Source organism: Furfurilactobacillus milii (assembly GCF_009864005.1).
In the GTDB taxonomy this organism is placed as follows: domain Bacteria; phylum Bacillota; class Bacilli; order Lactobacillales; family Lactobacillaceae; genus Furfurilactobacillus; species Furfurilactobacillus rossiae_B.
Window position 1 is genome coordinate 472,635 of the sequence record NZ_WEZQ01000005.1, and the last position, 15,937, is coordinate 488,571.

Here is a 15,937-nt window from a genome sequence, read left to right on the forward strand (position 1 = left end):
GAAACGGCCTCACTCCAGATGAATACTGGAATGAAGCCGCTTAGAGAATACCAAAACTTTATATTATTTCATCTGTCAACTTGACAGGGCACAGTGCATTTATGGGGTTGCCTTTTATCGTGCATTGAAGTTTGCCACCGAATGAAGCATGGCTCATGCTGAACACGTTTTAATGTTCAATAACGAATCACTAATCATCCTCTGACTGATTAGCTTTGGATGCTGTTGGTCGGTAAAAATTACGGCCATCTAACCCAAAAATTCGTTCAGAGAAATCACCCGGTTCAGTATGTTCAACTGCCGTGGTCATCATTTGAATCGAAGCATCCAGTTCATCCAAATCATGGAGAACTTCTGCTTCTAGCAAATGTGGCCGCACTGGCGAACCGTATTCCAATAAACCATGATGCGCCAGAATCATGTGCCGCAGCAACAGCATCTCCTCACTTTCGGGATCAAAGTGCAATTCTTGACAGACATTCACAATTTCTTCATCAATCAGGACAATATGGCCAATTAAATTGCCAGCCAATGTATAGGTTGTTGAAATTGGCCCCGACAATTCAATGGTTTTGCCCAAATCATGTAGAAGCGCTCCGGAGTACAGCAATGAACGATCAATATTTGGATGCAGATCGGCAACAGTCTTGGCCAGTCTCACAATTGAAATCGTGTGATAAGCTAACCCACCTGCAAATGCATGATGGTTTTTCTTGGCAGCCGGAAAATTATAGAAATCATCTGCATGGCGCTGAAGCAAAGTTCGAACTACCCGATTCCATGTTGGCTCAGTGATTTCAAAAATAATGTTTGAGACAGACTCTTCCATTTCAGCCCGCGTCATCGGCCCGTGGGCGACGTACTGAGACGGATCATTGGGTTCACTGGTATTAGCCAACCGCAGATTCATAATTTTGAGTTGCGGATTTCCCTGATAAAGTTCTTTCTTGCCTCTAACCAAGACCACTTTTCCCGGTTCAAACGTAGCAATATCTTGATCCGTTGCATCCCAAAAATTACCGGACAATTCGCCAGAAGGATCCTCAAACGTCATCCGAATAAATTGCTTTCCGTTTTTAGCCGTTCTTACGTCTGCCCCTTTCAGTAACAAGAACAAATCAAATTGTTCATCTACTTGAAATGACAGCAATTGTTTTTCCGCCATGTCCACGACTCCTTACGTTTATTTTTGTCTCTCCGAAACCAACATTAACTTATGCAGTCGCTAAAGCTCAGTAATCTGATTGTCGTCAAACGTAGTTAGTGCCCCTGCATCCGCGGTAAAGTAAATTACCTGAACCTGTTGAGCGAGCTCTTTCATCAAGTTAAACATTGCCTGTTTACGATGACGATCAAAGTCAACGAACGCATCATCAATAATCAACGGCATTGCAGTCCTGTCGGCCATGACACTGGCAAAGCCAAGTCGAAGCGCGATATAGAGTTGCTCGGCCGTACCACGAGATAATTCAGTAACGTCGAAAACTGTTCCTTGAGACGTCGTCACTGTTAACGCCTCGTTAATAAACTCAATCTTAGTATAGTGCGCCAGTGTTAACGTCGCAAAATATGTTTGCGCGCGCTCTACAATTGCTGGCAAACGGTCAGCAGACGCAGCATTAAGTGCCCCATCAATCCACTGTGCGCTTAGCCGGTCAACCAACCATTGTTGCGCGGTTTCAACTAGCTGAGTTTCCATGTTTGCCAAACGTTGTCGGAGCATTGGCATGGTGTCATCTTCACTCTGACGAGCAAACAGCGCCTGTTGATTTGCAATGTCTTCTTGCACCTGATCACGTTGCTCAATATCGCTTTGTAAATCTGCTGTCACTTCCGCCTGGCGTTGGTCAACGGCTGATAGATCCTGATATGAAGTTAGTTTGGCTAGCCACTCCGGTGTCAACTGATTACCAAGTGCACGACGTTCCGCTGTTTGATCAGCTAACTGAAGTTGCTGTTGATATAGATTTTCAAAATCATTTGGCGTTTGTACATGATAACGTTGCATCACTTGTTGTAACGATGTCGTTACCTCACTTAATTTGGACTGTAAGTCACTATTTTCACGGATAAGTTGCAAGCGCTGCTGTGATTGTCCCTGCACAGTTGCGACGGCTAGTTCCTTTGCCGATGTATACTGTCGTGCCTTTAATAACGCATCTGCTGCTGACAAATTCGTTAACGGCAATTGTGTCTCAGCAAATTGATAGCCTTCAAAGAAGTGATTGATATCCGCGTTCAACTGTTGAATTTTACTTTTCAATGAATCAATTTGATTCGTTAACTGATTTAATCGTTGAATATCTGGTTGTAAGACCAACCATGTGTCCACTGGAAAGCCAGCCATATGGTGTTGCTGGGTTAACTCAGATATGCTGCTTTCTTTTGTTGGCACCGTTCCATGAGCCTGTTGAGCCCGAAACCAGTCCAAAACATTGAACCAGCCACCGGCCAAGCCAGCGACACCCAATAGTACAAACAACCATTTCACACCGCTACTCATTATCAGTCCAAGCAACAAAAGGACAAGACCGACGCCCATCATTAGCCACTGTTCACGCGTCTTTGAACCATTTGTGGCCCGTTGCTGTCCAGCTCGAGTAAGTCGACTAACTTGCTCATATTCCGAATCATTTAGTGGTGTCGGCCACGGCGCATTAAATCGATGCTTTGCCACGATTTGATCCCGTTCATCACTTTGCTCAGCAACTTGCTGTCGACTATACTGACGTTCATGAATTGCCGTTTCAATCTGATCAAACAACGTAGCCTGCGACTTAAAGGCACTTTGATGATCAATATAGAATTGAACGTCGTGAGGCGTTTCTGCCGTCTGTTCCTTTAGTTGAGCCACCTGACGGACTGACGTTTGCATCAACTGTTCACGCTGTGTTTGCAGTTTTAAAAAGTCAGCATAATCTTCTGCCGTAATCAGTTTTTCATTCACGTCAGGCAGACCATCTGACATGTCCCGGTACTTTTCAAAGACCGGCCACAACTGCTTAATTCTTGCTAACTCGTCCCGCTTACTCGTTAATTCTTTAATGTGATCACCAAGTTGAGCAACCCTCTGTTTACCAGATAGAATGTCGTGTTGACGTTTGACAAAATCGGGATAGCTCGCTTCTGCCGCTTTAAGTTGCGCCTGCAAATCATGATAAGCTGTTAGCTGTTGATTTAAGGCTGGCTTTTGACCTCTAGGACGGTATAAATCGTCTGCGTCTTTATCAAATTGCTCAGCCAGCTCAATCCACGATGTACTTCCGACTGCCCCAACACGTTGAACATTTGCCATCAACTCGGGTTGCGTCACCGTGGTCAAGAGTTGTAAACCACTCAGATCAAAGTTAAACGTAGCGTCGTTTAATGTTCGATCGACCGGTCCTAGCAATTGGTCCAACAGCTCGGGCGGCATCACTTGATTAGTAGTCAAATTTGTCAGCTGAATGTCGCCACCATTCTTACCTGAAGTACGACGTAGCCGATATTGTGTCTGCTGGGCATCATCCACCGTGAACGTCAAGCTACCACCATAGCCGGCACCCGTTTTCGGTAAGTATTGTTCAGCCGGATGTTTGGCCGTCGCGAAGCCGAATAACACACTGCTAACGAACTTTTGAATCGTTGTCTTTCCTGCTTCGTTTTCGCCATAAAAAACTTGTAGCTGCGGATTGATCGGAAAAGTTTTGTTTTGCCATTTACCGAAACCGTCGATATTGATTTCTGTAATATTCATCGATTACTCATTCCTTCCAGCCGCGTTAACTTGTCGAATGACAGCCTGTTTCAGATCTTCGCCACTGTGAGCCAACGCGCTTGCAATTGTCGGCTCAGCAAAAAGTTGATCAGCAGTCTTCGCAATGTTTTCCGCCGCAAAAACTGAATCCGCCGCTTGATTCCAATAATGTTGATCCAATTGTGTAAAGTGTGTCGATTCACTGTCTTCATCTGCCAGTTGCAGATCCACAACCAGTTGGTTAGCTTCAGCTAATCGGGCCATTTCTTGGGATTGAAGTAAGCTTAACAGACTCCCGTTAGTCAACCGTTGCTTAGTTTCAGCGGCCAATTGATCTGTATGGATTAGTTTAAGACTCAACATTTCTAAAGACTGTTTAATGGAATGTGCTTTCACTCGGTCAGCTAACTGGCTTAACTGTTTGGCGATTGCTTGTTGCAAACTGTTTGTGCTGGTAATGCTGTCACAGTCCACCGTTTGCATATTCCACACGACGGGAGCCACCGCATGAAAAGTTGGTACCAAACGACTCTGTTCCTGTTGAACCAGCATGTACCCCTTTTCACCAGTTTCGTTTATGTGGCGTCCTTGAATATTACCCGGATAAATAATCCACGGTCGTTCCTCATGCAAGACCTGCCGTTTGTGAATGTGGCCAAGCGCCCAGTAATCGTAATGCTTGCTCATAAGCTCATCAACAGTAAACGGCGCATCGGTGTCATGTGGTCCTGGTTTGCCAGCAATTGAACCATGCAACATGCCAATTTGAACGTCCGCTTGCGGACCGCGATCAGGAAATGTGGCCGCCATATCTGTGGCAACAACTCGAGTCGGATATGAAAAACCGACTATTTCAACTTTTGTTTGATCTCGCGTCGTCAGCTTAAAACTAGACACCTCTTCACCAAACGAATGGACATTGGCAGGTAGTTGAAGACCATCCGTTGCCGCATCCAGATAATCATGATTGCCATAACTTAAATACACTGGGATCTGTGCCTGATTCAACCGCTCCATCTCGGTTAAAAAGGCTGCCTGAGCGTTAATCGCACGTTCCTGACGATCATAAACGTCACCGGTAATTAAAACAAAATCGACCTGTGTGTCAATGGCGTCGCTAACCAACCGTTTAAAGGCCGTTAGAGGCGATTCATAAATTCTTTGCCATAAAGCATCCGGCAAATCTTTAAGGCCCAAAAACGGACTGTCTAAATGTAGGTCAGCCGTATGAATGAACTTCATGCTGATGTCTCCTTTACCTCGGTACTTTTTGTTTAACGTAATACTCGCCTAGCGCTTACTAAAAACAGTCTGGCAGTCACGGGACTAACCGTTACTACCAGACTGCGATATCGAACTTAATTATTTTCTGTATAAATCCTGAATTGGCTTAGTAATCACATTGTTGAGTTCGTTCAACAAGTTGTTAACAGCCTCTTCTTTTTGCATCAATGTTTTGATCTCTTCAAAGTTACCAACCTTCGTGGCTAACTCACGAGCGTTGTTCATTTCGTCTTCGCTCAGATTTTGACCTTGCATCTGCTTTTGTTGCAAACTCAATTGAGTTGACTGAAATTCTTGAAAAGTTTTATAAGCCTCATCGTTTTGCTTCATTTTATCGTAGGCATCACTCAGTGCTTGAAATTCGTCGCTTGCTTCTAGGGTCGTGGCCATGGACTTTGCGTCGGCCAAAATATCTGCTGCCATAAACGGTAGCCTCCTCATTTTTTAATTCCTTATTAGTGTAACATTTCCTTCAAAAGGAAACAGCTGTTCGCTTTGAAAATCTCATCAAATTTTCAATCAGTCAGTGCCTTATCGTTTAACGTCCTAGAACACCGGTGAACTGATTCCAAAGATCGCCAGCTTTTTGAAGCAACGAATCGGCGCCCTTACCAATTGATTTGCCGACTTTACCAGCACCTTGTTGCACCTCATCCCAAACGTTGCCACTTTCCGCTGAACTTTCAGTTGCTGCCAACGTATTGGCATCTTTAACGGTAAACGCCGTTTGTTTGGTATTCGGCAACATGCTCGTCATTTCGGCCTTGTAGAGCTGACTAACAGCTAACCCCTGGGGAACATCTAGATGGTTCCCCTTATTAGTCTGGTCGAAACCTTCCCAGTTAACCATGACTAAGTCCGGCGTGTAGCCGTCAACCCACATATCTGTCGTTCCAGTAGTGTCGCCAACACCGTCTGCTTCAGTGGTACCGGTCTTCCCAGCCACTTGATAACCCGCTGGTTTTGCGTAGACACCAGTACCATGGGTAAATGTCCCCAACATCATGCTGGTCATTTCGTTAGCGACATTCTTGCTGATAATCCGTTTTGGCTGATCATAGTCATTATCTACGATGACTTTTCCGGAAGCATCCACAATCTTAGTAATAAAGTGAGCCTGAGTTAACTTACCACCGTTGGCAAACGTCGTAAACGCTTGTGCCATCGTCTCAGGTGACACACCTTTCTTAATACCACCAAGCACCATTGCCAGGTTATTATCGGATTTATCCAAGTTAATTCCAAATCGTTGAACAGAGTCATAACCCTTTTGAACACCAATCTTGTTCAAAAGCCAAACTGCTGGCGCATTGTAACTGTTCTGAAGCGCTTGATACATTGGCACCTCACCACGATAAGTATCGCCATAGTTACTTGGTGAATAATGATTAGCGCCATAGGATTGTTTCTTATCCTGCAACTCAGAATCATAATAGTAACCATTTTGAAGTGCCGGCGTATAAACAGCAAATGGCTTTATCGTTGAGCCCGGTGAACGCAATGATTGTGTTGCTCGGTTAAAGCCACGGAAGACGTGTTCACCACGGCCTCCCATAACAGCAGACACGCCCCCGTTATCAGGATCCATTGCAATACTTGCTGCCTGAACCATTGTGCCATCGCTAGCGTTAGCTGGGAAGTTGGCGGAGTTCTTAAATAAGTTCTGCATGGTTGTTTGCTGCGTTTGATCCAAGGTTGTGTAAATCTTATACCCATGGTTCATGATGTCAGCTTCTGTTAGACCATATTTAGAAATGGCTTCATCAATCACTGCATCAAAGAAATAAGGGTACCGGTAAGAACTGTCCGGCGCATAATTGTCTGTCGTCACTAAGGCTGTTTTTTGATAAGCAGCCGCGTCAGCCGATGAAATCTTTTTGTTGTCTGCCATCAAGCCGAGCACAACGTTTCGCCGCGCTTTCGAGGCGGCCGGCTGATCTACCGGATTATAACCGCTTGGGGACGTTAACATCCCTGCCAATACCGCCGATTCCGGAACAGTTAACTGAGTCGCATGCTTACCAAAATATCGCTCAGATGCATCTTCAACGCCCCAAACACCATGTCCAAAATAAGCATTGTTGAGATACATTGCTAGAATGTCCTGTTTGGAATAAACGTTTTCAACTTCAATAGACAGGAAGATTTCTCGTGCCTTACGTGTCACCGTTTGTTCCTGTGACAGATAAGCGTTCTTAACCAATTGTTGAGTTAACGTTGATCCACCGCCACTAATGTAATCTCGGTGAAGGAGCTTATTTCGAGCTAACAGAAAGAAGGCACGTGCCAACCCCTTAATCGAATACCCGTGTTCGTGATAAAAATTGCGATCTTCTGTTGATAACACCGCGTTTTGAATGTTGGGTGAAATCTTATCTAATGAAACATAGGTCCCTTTTTGTGAGTACAGCTCCCCAGCTTTTTGACTCTTCCGGTCGTAAATTACCGTTGGCTGCGACAACGCTGCTTTTAAATTACCAACATGGGCCGTTTTTGCCTCGAACGTAAAGTAAGCGCTCATCACGAAAATAACGCTTAAGATAGCCACAATAACCCACCGTGTGAGTTGAAAGCGACGCCAGAAATGGCGAATGTGACGCCACATGGCATGCCACAAACGTCCTAACCACTGCATAAATGCAGAGTTTTTAAATTGTTTTAGGCCCTGCATAAAGGCGGAATCCCGCCAAGACTGACCGGAATCCGGATGCTGATTGCGCTTCATAAATTTGTACCCTTCTGTCTAAATTAATCCAGTGTATCGTACCACACTAAACCGTGGCGTCAGCGTTGAAATCGGCAGTTTTAACAATTTTTATTAGTCCGTTTATGAATGTAACCCGACAAACACACATTTTATCTGCATGGATGATAAAAAGGTGATGTTCAAAAACGTCGCAAACGTTCTCAAACATCACCTTTAATTTAGCTTACAACTAAGAAAGCTTTAATTACCTAACATCCTGCTTTTAATGCTGATACGCTGCCCAACGGTCATGCAAAGTGTTCGCTGCCTCACGGTTAGGGCTGATAACTAATATCGTATCATGACCCGCCAACGTGCCCGTTATAGCATCGTCATCCATGTCATCAATCAACGCCGCTAATGCGTTACCATCACTAGGCGTCGTCTTAACGACATTCATAAACTCAACTTGAGTAAAGTCAATCACCACTTCACCGAAGCGTTGTTCAAAGCGATTATTCGACACACCACTAGTCGTTTTTAAAGCTCGATAGACTGCGTGTCCTTCCGCATTAGGTTCCTTGACAATATGCAGTTCTTTCAAATCACGTGAGAGTGTGGCTAGTGTTACGTGCACATTCTGTGCAACCAACGCTTTTTGCAGCGCATCTTGGTTAGTAATGTTAGCTGATTCAATCAACTTTACAATTGCCGCTTGCCGTTGTTGCTTTTGCATGCGTGACCACCGCCCTACATTTCGTCTGGTGATTCAACGCCAAGCAACCGCAAGCTTTCCTTCAACACGATGCTGACACTCTTAACAAGTGCTAGACGAGCGTTTAAGCCATCATCTTCAACTAAGACTTTCGAGTTAGCGTAGTACTTGTTAAATTCACGCGCCAAATTGATCGCGTATTTTGCCACAACAGATGGTTCGTACTCTGTAGCCGCCCGTTTGATAACATCACCAAACTCGCTCAACGCCTTAATCGTATTCCAAGCTGCTGGATCGTCAATGCTGATGTCATCCAAATCAAACGTCGTCTTGTTGGCTTTCCGTAACATACTTTCAGCCCGCGCACGTGCATATTGAACGTAGGGACCAGTATCACCTTCAAAACGAACCACTTCTTCAAGATTAAAGTCGAAACTATTTAACCGTTCATTCTTCAAGTCGTGGAAAATTACGGCACCCACACCAACTTCATGAGCAACCTCAGTCTTGTTAGCTAATGATGGGTTCTTCGCTTCAATTTGCTTCATGGCCAAATCAATGGAATCTTTTAACACATCTTCCAGTAGAACAACCCGCCCAGAACGAGTGGATAATTTTTGACCATTCAAGGTAATGAGACCAAACGGAATGTGGTGAATCTGGTCGGCCCAGTCGAAGCCCATTTCCGTTAACACTGCCTTTAATTGTTTGAAATGGTTAACTTGTTCGGCACCCACAACGTAAAGAGATTGGACAAACTTGTATTCACGTTTCCGATAAATAGCAGCAGCCAAATCACGTGTGATGTACAATGTTGCACCATCTGATTTTTTAATTAGCGCTGGGTTTAAGTCGTACTTGTCAAGGTCCACAACTTCTGCACCCTTACTTTCATGCAAAAGATGTTTATCTTCAAGAATCTGGACAACTTCGTCCATCTTGTCGTTGTAGAAGGCTTCACCATTGTAAGAATCAAACTTCACGCCTAATTCATCATAAATTCGCATAAAAGATTTAAGTGATTCTGACCGGAACCACTTCCATAGGCGAGTTGCTTCTTCATCACCATCTTCAAGTTTTTTAAACCATTCCCGGGCATCTTCGTCCATTTCCGGATGCTCTTTTGCTTCTTTATGGAAACGAACGTAGTATTCAAGCAACTTATTGATGGGATCTGCCTTCACTTCGGCTTCAGTTCCCCACATTTTGTAGGCTTGCATTAACTTACCAAACTGTGTACCCCAGTCGCCTAAATGGTTGATTTTAATTGGATGATACCCAGTTTTAGATAAAATATTGGCAATCGCATTACCAATCACTGTGGACCGCAAGTGACCCATCGACATTGGTTTAGCAATGTTCGGTGACGACATGTCGATTGGCACATTACCACCATTACCAAGGTTTTGAGCGCCGTATTGATCCTTATCAGTTAAGATGGCGGCCAACGTAGTTGCAGCAAAGTTGCCCTTCTTTAGGAAGAAGTTAACATAAGGGCCAACCGCTTGAACTTTTTCAAAGGCCGTTTGGTCAATTTTGTCTGCCAAATCAGCGGCAATTAAATTAGGTGCTTTATGGAGTGTCTTGGCTAATACAAACGTTGGAAATGCTAGGTCACCAAGGTCAGAAGTTTTCGGCTGTTCAATTTTGACAACAATATCCTCAGCTGTTAATTGACCATCTAACGCTTCACTGATAGCTTGCGCAACTTGTTCGCGATTATTCATTAAATCTCCCTTTCATGGTTCAAATTCTAGATGTCGTGTTAAAAAACAAAAAAACGTCCCTTACATGTGTATGTAAGAGGCGATTTTCCGCGGTACCACTCTTTTTGATCAGGTAATTACCCAATCCACTCATTTAATATTTAACTTTAACCGTTTGACACGCTTCGTCTGCTCTCTTGATCGCCTTCCACCAACGCGACTCGCTTAACAATACCAATACAGACTACTTCTTCAAACGTGAACGCAAGCTATTATACCAACTACAGCTGTGAAACACAATATTATTTGCTTGAACCAAACCGCGTTTTGCTGCCCCACTGACATAGCCAGTCTATAGGTCAATTAATTTACTAAAGTTTGTGACATTTCCTGATGCGCAATACCAAAATCATCAAACGGTTTACTCATAATTTCAAATCCCATTTGTTGATAAAAGGCAGATAAATAAACTTGTGCCTCAATATCAATAACCTTGGCCTCCGGTTGCTTTTTAATCCAGTCAATCGCCGTTTGGACCAATTCACGGGCTGCACCGTGACCACGAGCCGTCTTAGCAACCAGAACGCGTCCAATATGCCAATGGTCTGTTTGCGACTCATCACGGTAAATTCGACAGTACGCCTGTACCTGCCCGTCTGCAGTTGTTGAAAATACATGCTGGGCAGTTAAGTCTACGGTGTCCACTTCGGGATAAGCACAAGCTTGTTCAACGACAAAGACATCCGTTCGTGCACGATAAATTTCAAATAATTCCCATGTTGTTAACGCCTTAAATTCTTTTATCCACATGTTCCTGACCACCCTTTTCTGAAAAACGTAAAACTGCCTGTTGCACTTCCGCAAAATTAACACAAATTGTTGGCGTTTTTGCGGCCCGAGCAATGAGCAAACGAACCTTTTGTCGATCATTTTGGTTATATTGGCGCTGCCACCGATGCATATCTTTTAATCCTTGCCAAGTCGGCTGATAGTTTGCGTGTTCTAAATGCAACAACTGCTTTACAAAACGTGAGTCAATCTGCCAACGAACTTTTTTGATACTCGGTTCAAGTAATATACATAAGTCTGCACGCTCAAATATTGTCGTCTTGCCAATCCAACCTAGTTGAGCGCCTTCAATGATAAAATTCTGTCGTTGACAGATTTCATTCACCCTTGCAATTCGTTCTGCTTCTGGCCGTTTTTGAGCAACTGATCCGCGAACCCAGGTAATATCATCCAGTGACCACGCGGGCCACCCGGTCTGACTAGCCAATTTTCGGGCAATCGTTGACTTACCACTACCAACTGATCCACATAAATAAATTTTCATTAATGCGCCGCGTCTTCTGTAGTTGTTTCAGATTGGACTGTCGGATTCGGCATTACGTGACCAAACGTCCCTTGCCAAATTTGTTCATGATGATTAATGATTTGAGCAGCCGTCAGCCCGTTACTAGCCATCGTCGAAGACAATCCTTGCATGATTGACATATCGAAGCCTTGGTCATGACCAACTCGCATAGCGGTATCAACACAATATTCCGTTTGAAAACCGCAAATTTCAACAAATCGAACGGCCCGATGATGCAACAAGGATGCCAGTCCTGTTTCATAAAAAGAATCTGAATGGTACTTCAACATGACTCGATCCGTTTGTTGACGATGTAGTTGCGGTGCCAACATCCACGGGTCAGAACCATAAACAAGTTCATCATCCGTATGTTGAATGAATAATAGTGGTTTATTTTCCGCACGATAGGCATCGATTCGATCATTAATTTGATTAATGACTTGTTCGTAATTGGCTGCATTGACCATTCCCTTTTGAGCATCGATCACTAATAACGCGTCTTGTAACATGCTGGGCCACTTCCTAACGTTAAATTTGTTAACTATATTACCACTAGTTTTACCGCAAAATAGTGAAAGTTTGAAGTGGCCTAAACAACTCACATACGTGTAAAACCATTAAACCGCTAGTAATTTTTTTGGAGACAACCTTCATGCCGTTACGCTGACCCGAAACGCCGTTCCATGGGAATCGGTCTCAGCCTCCTGAATCCCGGAGTCTTCTACCTTGATTATGAGCCGAAGTACACGTCTCATAAGTCATCCCGCAACACTAAGCGGCTAAATTCCCGCAGCCAAGTGTTGCCGACACGGAACTCTGTTTCAGATCAGCTTCACTTCTATAGTAAACAATTATAATCAACGATTAAGCTTTCTGATAGTTACTATCGGATGAACATGACAGACAGCTTGCCACAACTTCAGCTGGAGGGCGGCAATATTGATACCAAACCGTGAAGGTAACTTAAATTCGAGTGGTTTGCTCGAATTTAAGTTACGGACGGTCGCAAAGACTCGGCTCCCCACGAGGCTTTGTGGCGAGGTGAAAGACGCTGGTTCCAGGCGGCTTGAACCGGTCCCACGGCGAGCGTATCAATGTTGCCAACCGTAGGCGTAAGTCACCTCTGTTCTAACTTTCATTTTGCAATCATAAAAAAATCCCGAAAGCCATAACAGTTTTCGAGATCTAACTAATTCAATTAGAGCAGTAACCCAACACGGTAGTGAATAAACATCGTAATCAACCCGACAATCACGTTTCTAATAATCGCCGTCTTAGTCAAACCATCACCAAGTTTGGCACTTAAATAACCAGTCAAGGCAACTGATAGTGTAACGGCCAAGATGGTCATTGGCCACTGGATGCTGACCGGTGAAAAAGTCATGGCAAATAATGGGAAAATTCCACCCGTCGATGCGGCAATCAGTGAGGAAAAAGCGGCGTTCCATGGATTCATGTAATGCCCTAGTTCAAGGTCATACTTAATTCGTGCCAGCGTCCCCAGCGGATTTTTTGTCATCAATTCGTCAGTGATTTCCTGCGCCGTTTGTTTGGTGACACCCCGGCTAACGTAGTAATCACGAACAATCGCAGCTTCTTGATCAGGTTGCGTCTTTAACAATTCACTTTCCTGTGCAACCGCAGCCCGCTCGGTATCTTTTTGTGAACTAACTGAGGCATATTCGCCAGATGCCATAGAAAAAGCACAAGCTAATAAATCGGACAATCCGGCAATGAAAATTGTAAATTGATTCGTCGTTGCAACGGCAACAGAAAATAACACTCCGACAACGGTTAAAATACCATCGTTTGATCCCAAAACACCGGCACGTAACGTATTCAAACGCTCAGCCATGGTCATTTTAGTTCGTTTCTTTGGTCTAGTTGGACTTACTTGCATGAAACACTACCCCTTTTCTCTATCTCTTCAAACGCCATTTTTCAACACATGACTAATGGGCAAATAATAGTCCGATGGCATATGTGACCGCCATGGTTAATAAGCCTGAAATGACGTTTCTCATGGTTGCCTTGCCACGGTTAGCGTGTCCCAATGAGGCAGCGATGTAACCCGTAATTGATAATGCAATAATCACAGAAATTACGGTTGCCAACACCCGAATTCTTGCTGGAAAGAACGTAATGGCGACCAGCGGTAAAATTGATCCTGTCGGAAATGAAATCATAGAAGCAATCGCTGCACCAATGGCACTAGTTTTAACCTTTGGATCAAACCCATAACGTTCACGTACACCAGTATATAGCGGATCGCCAGACATCATTTCATGAGCAGCACGATTGGATAACTGTTCCGAAATACCCTGTGCCATATACTTATCTTTAATAAAATCAATTTCTGTATCCACGTGATTGTCCACTGCGCTTGTCTCACGTTGAATCGCACGCTTTTCAGAATCACGTTGCGTACTAACGGAGACCCATTCCCCCATTGCCATTGAGATTGTACCAGCCAGCATACCAGCAATCCCTGCTAGGAAAATTGCCCGAGGACTATTGGTTGCACCAGCTACCCCAATAACGATACCGGCAACGGACAAAATACCATCGTTGGCACCCATGACGCTCGCCCGCATGATGTTTATCCGCTGGGCAAGCGATGCACCTTTTTTACTTTTTTGCGGTTGTGTCGTTTCCACGTGATTGCCCCTTTTCAATACCAGAATCACCATTTATAATAAACGACGATTGATATGTTCTCTCAATTTAGAATCATTCTAACGTGCAATTATATATTAGCACACTGATTGGAATCTGCAAGTAATCAGTGTGCCTTTTTTCATCTTTTTTCAATCACCTTTAACAATAGGCTATTTTGATGTTTTTTCAACACTTTTCATATTTTTATATGGCTACCCTAACTTTAAAGATTCATCTCGTTAATCTATGTAACTTAAAACAGGTTCGCTTGATTCAGGCAATCACCTGTCTCAAACGGACCTGTTTCATTAATCAATTTAATTTTTAGAATAAGGCACCGGCTAAATTATCCAGTTCAGGATGATCTTTAGCTACAATCAATTCTTCATTAACAAATGCTTCGAGACCTAACGTACTCATTTCACGTCCATAGCCTGACTTCTTCACACCACCAAATGGCAATTCAGGGAATGTGTACATGAACGTATTGACAAATTCCATCCCCGTTTCAACTTGACTAGCCACCTTAGCGCCATGCTCTTTGCTGCCAGCAAACACAATACCGCCAAGTCCAAACTGTGAATCGTTAGCCAAATCAATTGCCTCTTGTTCAGTAGCCACTTTGTAAACTTGTGCTACTGGCCCAAACATTTCTGTAGAATAAGCTGGATTGTCTGGTTTAATATCTGTCAAGATCGTCGGTTCAAAGAATTGCCCAGGTAAATCGATTGGTTGATTACCTTGATACAAGTTTGCCCCATTTTCAATTGCTTCATCGACTTGCTGTTGCAATTTGCGTTTGGCCTTAACAGATGACATCGGTGCCAATGTCGTAGCATCGTCAAGCGGATCACCAGGCTTTACGCTGGCAAACTCCTGCCCCAATCGTTTCAAAAATTCGTCGTACAAATTTTCTGCAACAATGAATCGCTTAGATGAGGTACAAACCTGCCCTGCATTGTACAAACGAACCTGACGAGTAACTTTCATGACCTCGTCCAGGTTGGCATCTGGTAATACGATGAATGAATCCATCCCACCCAGTTCCATCGTCGATTTCTTCAAGTTTTCACCAGCCGCGGCAGCAACAGCGCGACCACCGCGCTCAGAACCAGTCAACGCAACACCTTGGACACGAGGATCTGCAATCACAGTGCCAACTTGATCATAATTCAAGAATAGGTTGATTAGACTACCCTCAGGTGCTCCCGCTTCTTTAACGAGCTGTTCAAATGCCACTGCTGACCCGGGTGTGTTAGCGGCATGCTTTAAAATCATCGGGTTACCCACGATAAAGTTTGGCGCAAAGACACGCATAATTTGATAGTAAGGAAAGTTCCATGGTTCAACCATCAAGACAACCCCAGTCGCGTGTTTTTCTACCCACGCATCACCAGCGCCAGATTTAATTGGGGTTGGCTTGAGCATGTTAGCGCCATGATCAGCAAAGTAATCCGCGATAATCGCACATAACTCAACTTCACCCTTAGCTTCCTTTAAGAGCTTCCCCATATCAATAACCATTGTTTTAGCTAAACTGTCTTCGTGCTTACGCATTAAAGCTGCAATCCGATGTAAGGTCTCTGCACGGGACTGAATATCGGTGTGTCGCCATTCATGATAAAGTTTATCGCCACTTGCCAACGCAGATTCAATTTGATCACTGGTTGCATCAGGATATGTTTTAACAACTTCGTTTGTATACGGATTAACTGTTTGGTATGCCATACTATTTACCTCCAAGCGGATTAATAATTATTCACTATCTTTGAATTCGCTTTCATTATAGTTTTTAAAA

13 protein-coding genes are annotated in these 15,937 nt (G+C 43.9%); all 13 read right to left on the bottom strand.

Going from position 1 to position 15,937, the window contains the following annotated elements; translation table 11 throughout:
* Positions 1-190 precede the first annotated feature (190 nt).
* Positions 191-1,165 (bottom strand): 3'-5' exoribonuclease YhaM family protein, encoded by a 975-nt coding sequence (locus GB993_RS05060; RefSeq protein ID WP_161001456.1) that lies wholly within the window; start codon positions 1,163-1,165, stop codon positions 191-193.
* Between the two features lie 60 nt (positions 1,166-1,225).
* A complete protein-coding gene (locus GB993_RS05065) occupies positions 1,226-3,736 on the bottom strand; it encodes an ATP-binding protein (protein WP_161003322.1) in 2,511 nt (836 codons plus the stop codon).
* A 3-nt stretch (positions 3,737-3,739) separates the two neighbouring features.
* The gene (locus tag GB993_RS05070; RefSeq protein WP_161003323.1) at positions 3,740-4,978 is read right to left on the bottom strand and encodes a metallophosphoesterase family protein; all 1,239 of its coding nucleotides are present in this window, start codon (positions 4,976-4,978) and stop codon (positions 3,740-3,742) included.
* A gap of 120 nt (positions 4,979-5,098) precedes the next feature.
* On the bottom strand, positions 5,099-5,443 hold the full coding sequence (locus GB993_RS05075; protein WP_017261667.1) for a YlbF family regulator: 345 nt from the start codon (positions 5,441-5,443) through the stop codon (positions 5,099-5,101).
* Between the two features lie 115 nt (positions 5,444-5,558).
* A complete protein-coding gene (locus GB993_RS05080; RefSeq protein WP_431188828.1) occupies positions 5,559-7,691 on the bottom strand; it encodes a PBP1A family penicillin-binding protein in 2,133 nt (710 codons plus the stop codon).
* A gap of 298 nt (positions 7,692-7,989) precedes the next feature.
* Positions 7,990-8,442 carry an arginine repressor gene (locus GB993_RS05085; RefSeq protein WP_161003324.1) on the bottom strand — a complete coding sequence of 151 codons (453 nt, stop codon included), beginning with the start codon at positions 8,440-8,442 and terminating at the stop codon, positions 7,990-7,992.
* 14 nt (positions 8,443-8,456) lie between these two features.
* Positions 8,457-10,148: an arginine--tRNA ligase gene (gene argS, locus GB993_RS05090; protein WP_161003325.1), complete on the bottom strand. Its 1,692-nt coding sequence runs from the start codon at positions 10,146-10,148 to the stop codon at positions 8,457-8,459.
* 342 nt (positions 10,149-10,490) lie between these two features.
* Positions 10,491-10,937, bottom strand: coding sequence for a GNAT family N-acetyltransferase (locus GB993_RS05095; RefSeq protein WP_162854042.1), 447 nt, complete (start codon positions 10,935-10,937; stop codon positions 10,491-10,493).
* The gene (locus tag GB993_RS05100) at positions 10,918-11,460 is read right to left on the bottom strand and encodes a P-loop NTPase family protein (protein ID WP_161003327.1); all 543 of its coding nucleotides are present in this window, start codon (positions 11,458-11,460) and stop codon (positions 10,918-10,920) included. Before GB993_RS05100 ends, GB993_RS05095 begins: the two co-directional genes overlap by 20 nt.
* Positions 11,460-11,990, bottom strand: coding sequence for an isochorismatase family protein (locus GB993_RS05105; RefSeq protein ID WP_161003328.1), 531 nt, complete (start codon positions 11,988-11,990; stop codon positions 11,460-11,462). The genes GB993_RS05100 and GB993_RS05105 overlap by 1 nt, the downstream gene beginning before the upstream one ends.
* Positions 11,991-12,679: 689 nt before the next feature.
* On the bottom strand, positions 12,680-13,381 hold the full coding sequence (locus GB993_RS05110; protein ID WP_161003329.1) for a VIT1/CCC1 transporter family protein: 702 nt from the start codon (positions 13,379-13,381) through the stop codon (positions 12,680-12,682).
* Between the two features lie 52 nt (positions 13,382-13,433).
* The gene (locus tag GB993_RS05115) at positions 13,434-14,075 is read right to left on the bottom strand and encodes a VIT1/CCC1 transporter family protein (RefSeq protein ID WP_236402451.1); all 642 of its coding nucleotides are present in this window, start codon (positions 14,073-14,075) and stop codon (positions 13,434-13,436) included.
* Positions 14,076-14,463: 388 nt separating this feature from the next.
* Positions 14,464-15,867: an NAD-dependent succinate-semialdehyde dehydrogenase gene (locus tag GB993_RS05120; RefSeq protein ID WP_161003330.1), complete on the bottom strand. Its 1,404-nt coding sequence runs from the start codon at positions 15,865-15,867 to the stop codon at positions 14,464-14,466.
* Between the last annotated feature and the right edge of the window lie 70 nt (positions 15,868-15,937).

What these genes read in the sequence shown, in the direction of transcription:
- GB993_RS05060 (WP_161001456.1), bottom strand. Translation starts at nt 1,165, where the DNA reads ATGGCGGAAAAACAATTGCTGTCATTTCAAGTAGATGAACAATTTGAT.
- GB993_RS05065 (WP_161003322.1), bottom strand. Translation starts at nt 3,736, where the DNA reads ATGAATATTACAGAAATCAATATCGACGGTTTCGGTAAATGGCAAAAC.
- GB993_RS05070 (WP_161003323.1), bottom strand. Translation starts at nt 4,978, where the DNA reads ATGAAGTTCATTCATACGGCTGACCTACATTTAGACAGTCCGTTTTTG.
- GB993_RS05075 (WP_017261667.1), bottom strand. Translation starts at nt 5,443, where the DNA reads ATGGCAGCAGATATTTTGGCCGACGCAAAGTCCATGGCCACGACCCTA.
- GB993_RS05080 (WP_431188828.1), bottom strand. Translation starts at nt 7,691, where the DNA reads ATGCAGGGCCTAAAACAATTTAAAAACTCTGCATTTATGCAGTGGTTA.
- GB993_RS05085 (WP_161003324.1), bottom strand. Translation starts at nt 8,442, where the DNA reads ATGCAAAAGCAACAACGGCAAGCGGCAATTGTAAAGTTGATTGAATCA.
- argS (WP_161003325.1), bottom strand. Translation starts at nt 10,148, where the DNA reads ATGAATAATCGCGAACAAGTTGCGCAAGCTATCAGTGAAGCGTTAGAT.
- GB993_RS05095 (WP_162854042.1), bottom strand. Translation starts at nt 10,937, where the DNA reads ATGTGGATAAAAGAATTTAAGGCGTTAACAACATGGGAATTATTTGAA.
- GB993_RS05100 (WP_161003327.1), bottom strand. Translation starts at nt 11,460, where the DNA reads ATGAAAATTTATTTATGTGGATCAGTTGGTAGTGGTAAGTCAACGATT.
- GB993_RS05105 (WP_161003328.1), bottom strand. Translation starts at nt 11,990, where the DNA reads ATGTTACAAGACGCGTTATTAGTGATCGATGCTCAAAAGGGAATGGTC.
- GB993_RS05110 (WP_161003329.1), bottom strand. Translation starts at nt 13,381, where the DNA reads ATGCAAGTAAGTCCAACTAGACCAAAGAAACGAACTAAAATGACCATG.
- GB993_RS05115 (WP_236402451.1), bottom strand. Translation starts at nt 14,075, where the DNA reads ATGCGGGCGAGCGTCATGGGTGCCAACGATGGTATTTTGTCCGTTGCC.
- GB993_RS05120 (WP_161003330.1), bottom strand. Translation starts at nt 15,867, where the DNA reads ATGGCATACCAAACAGTTAATCCGTATACAAACGAAGTTGTTAAAACA.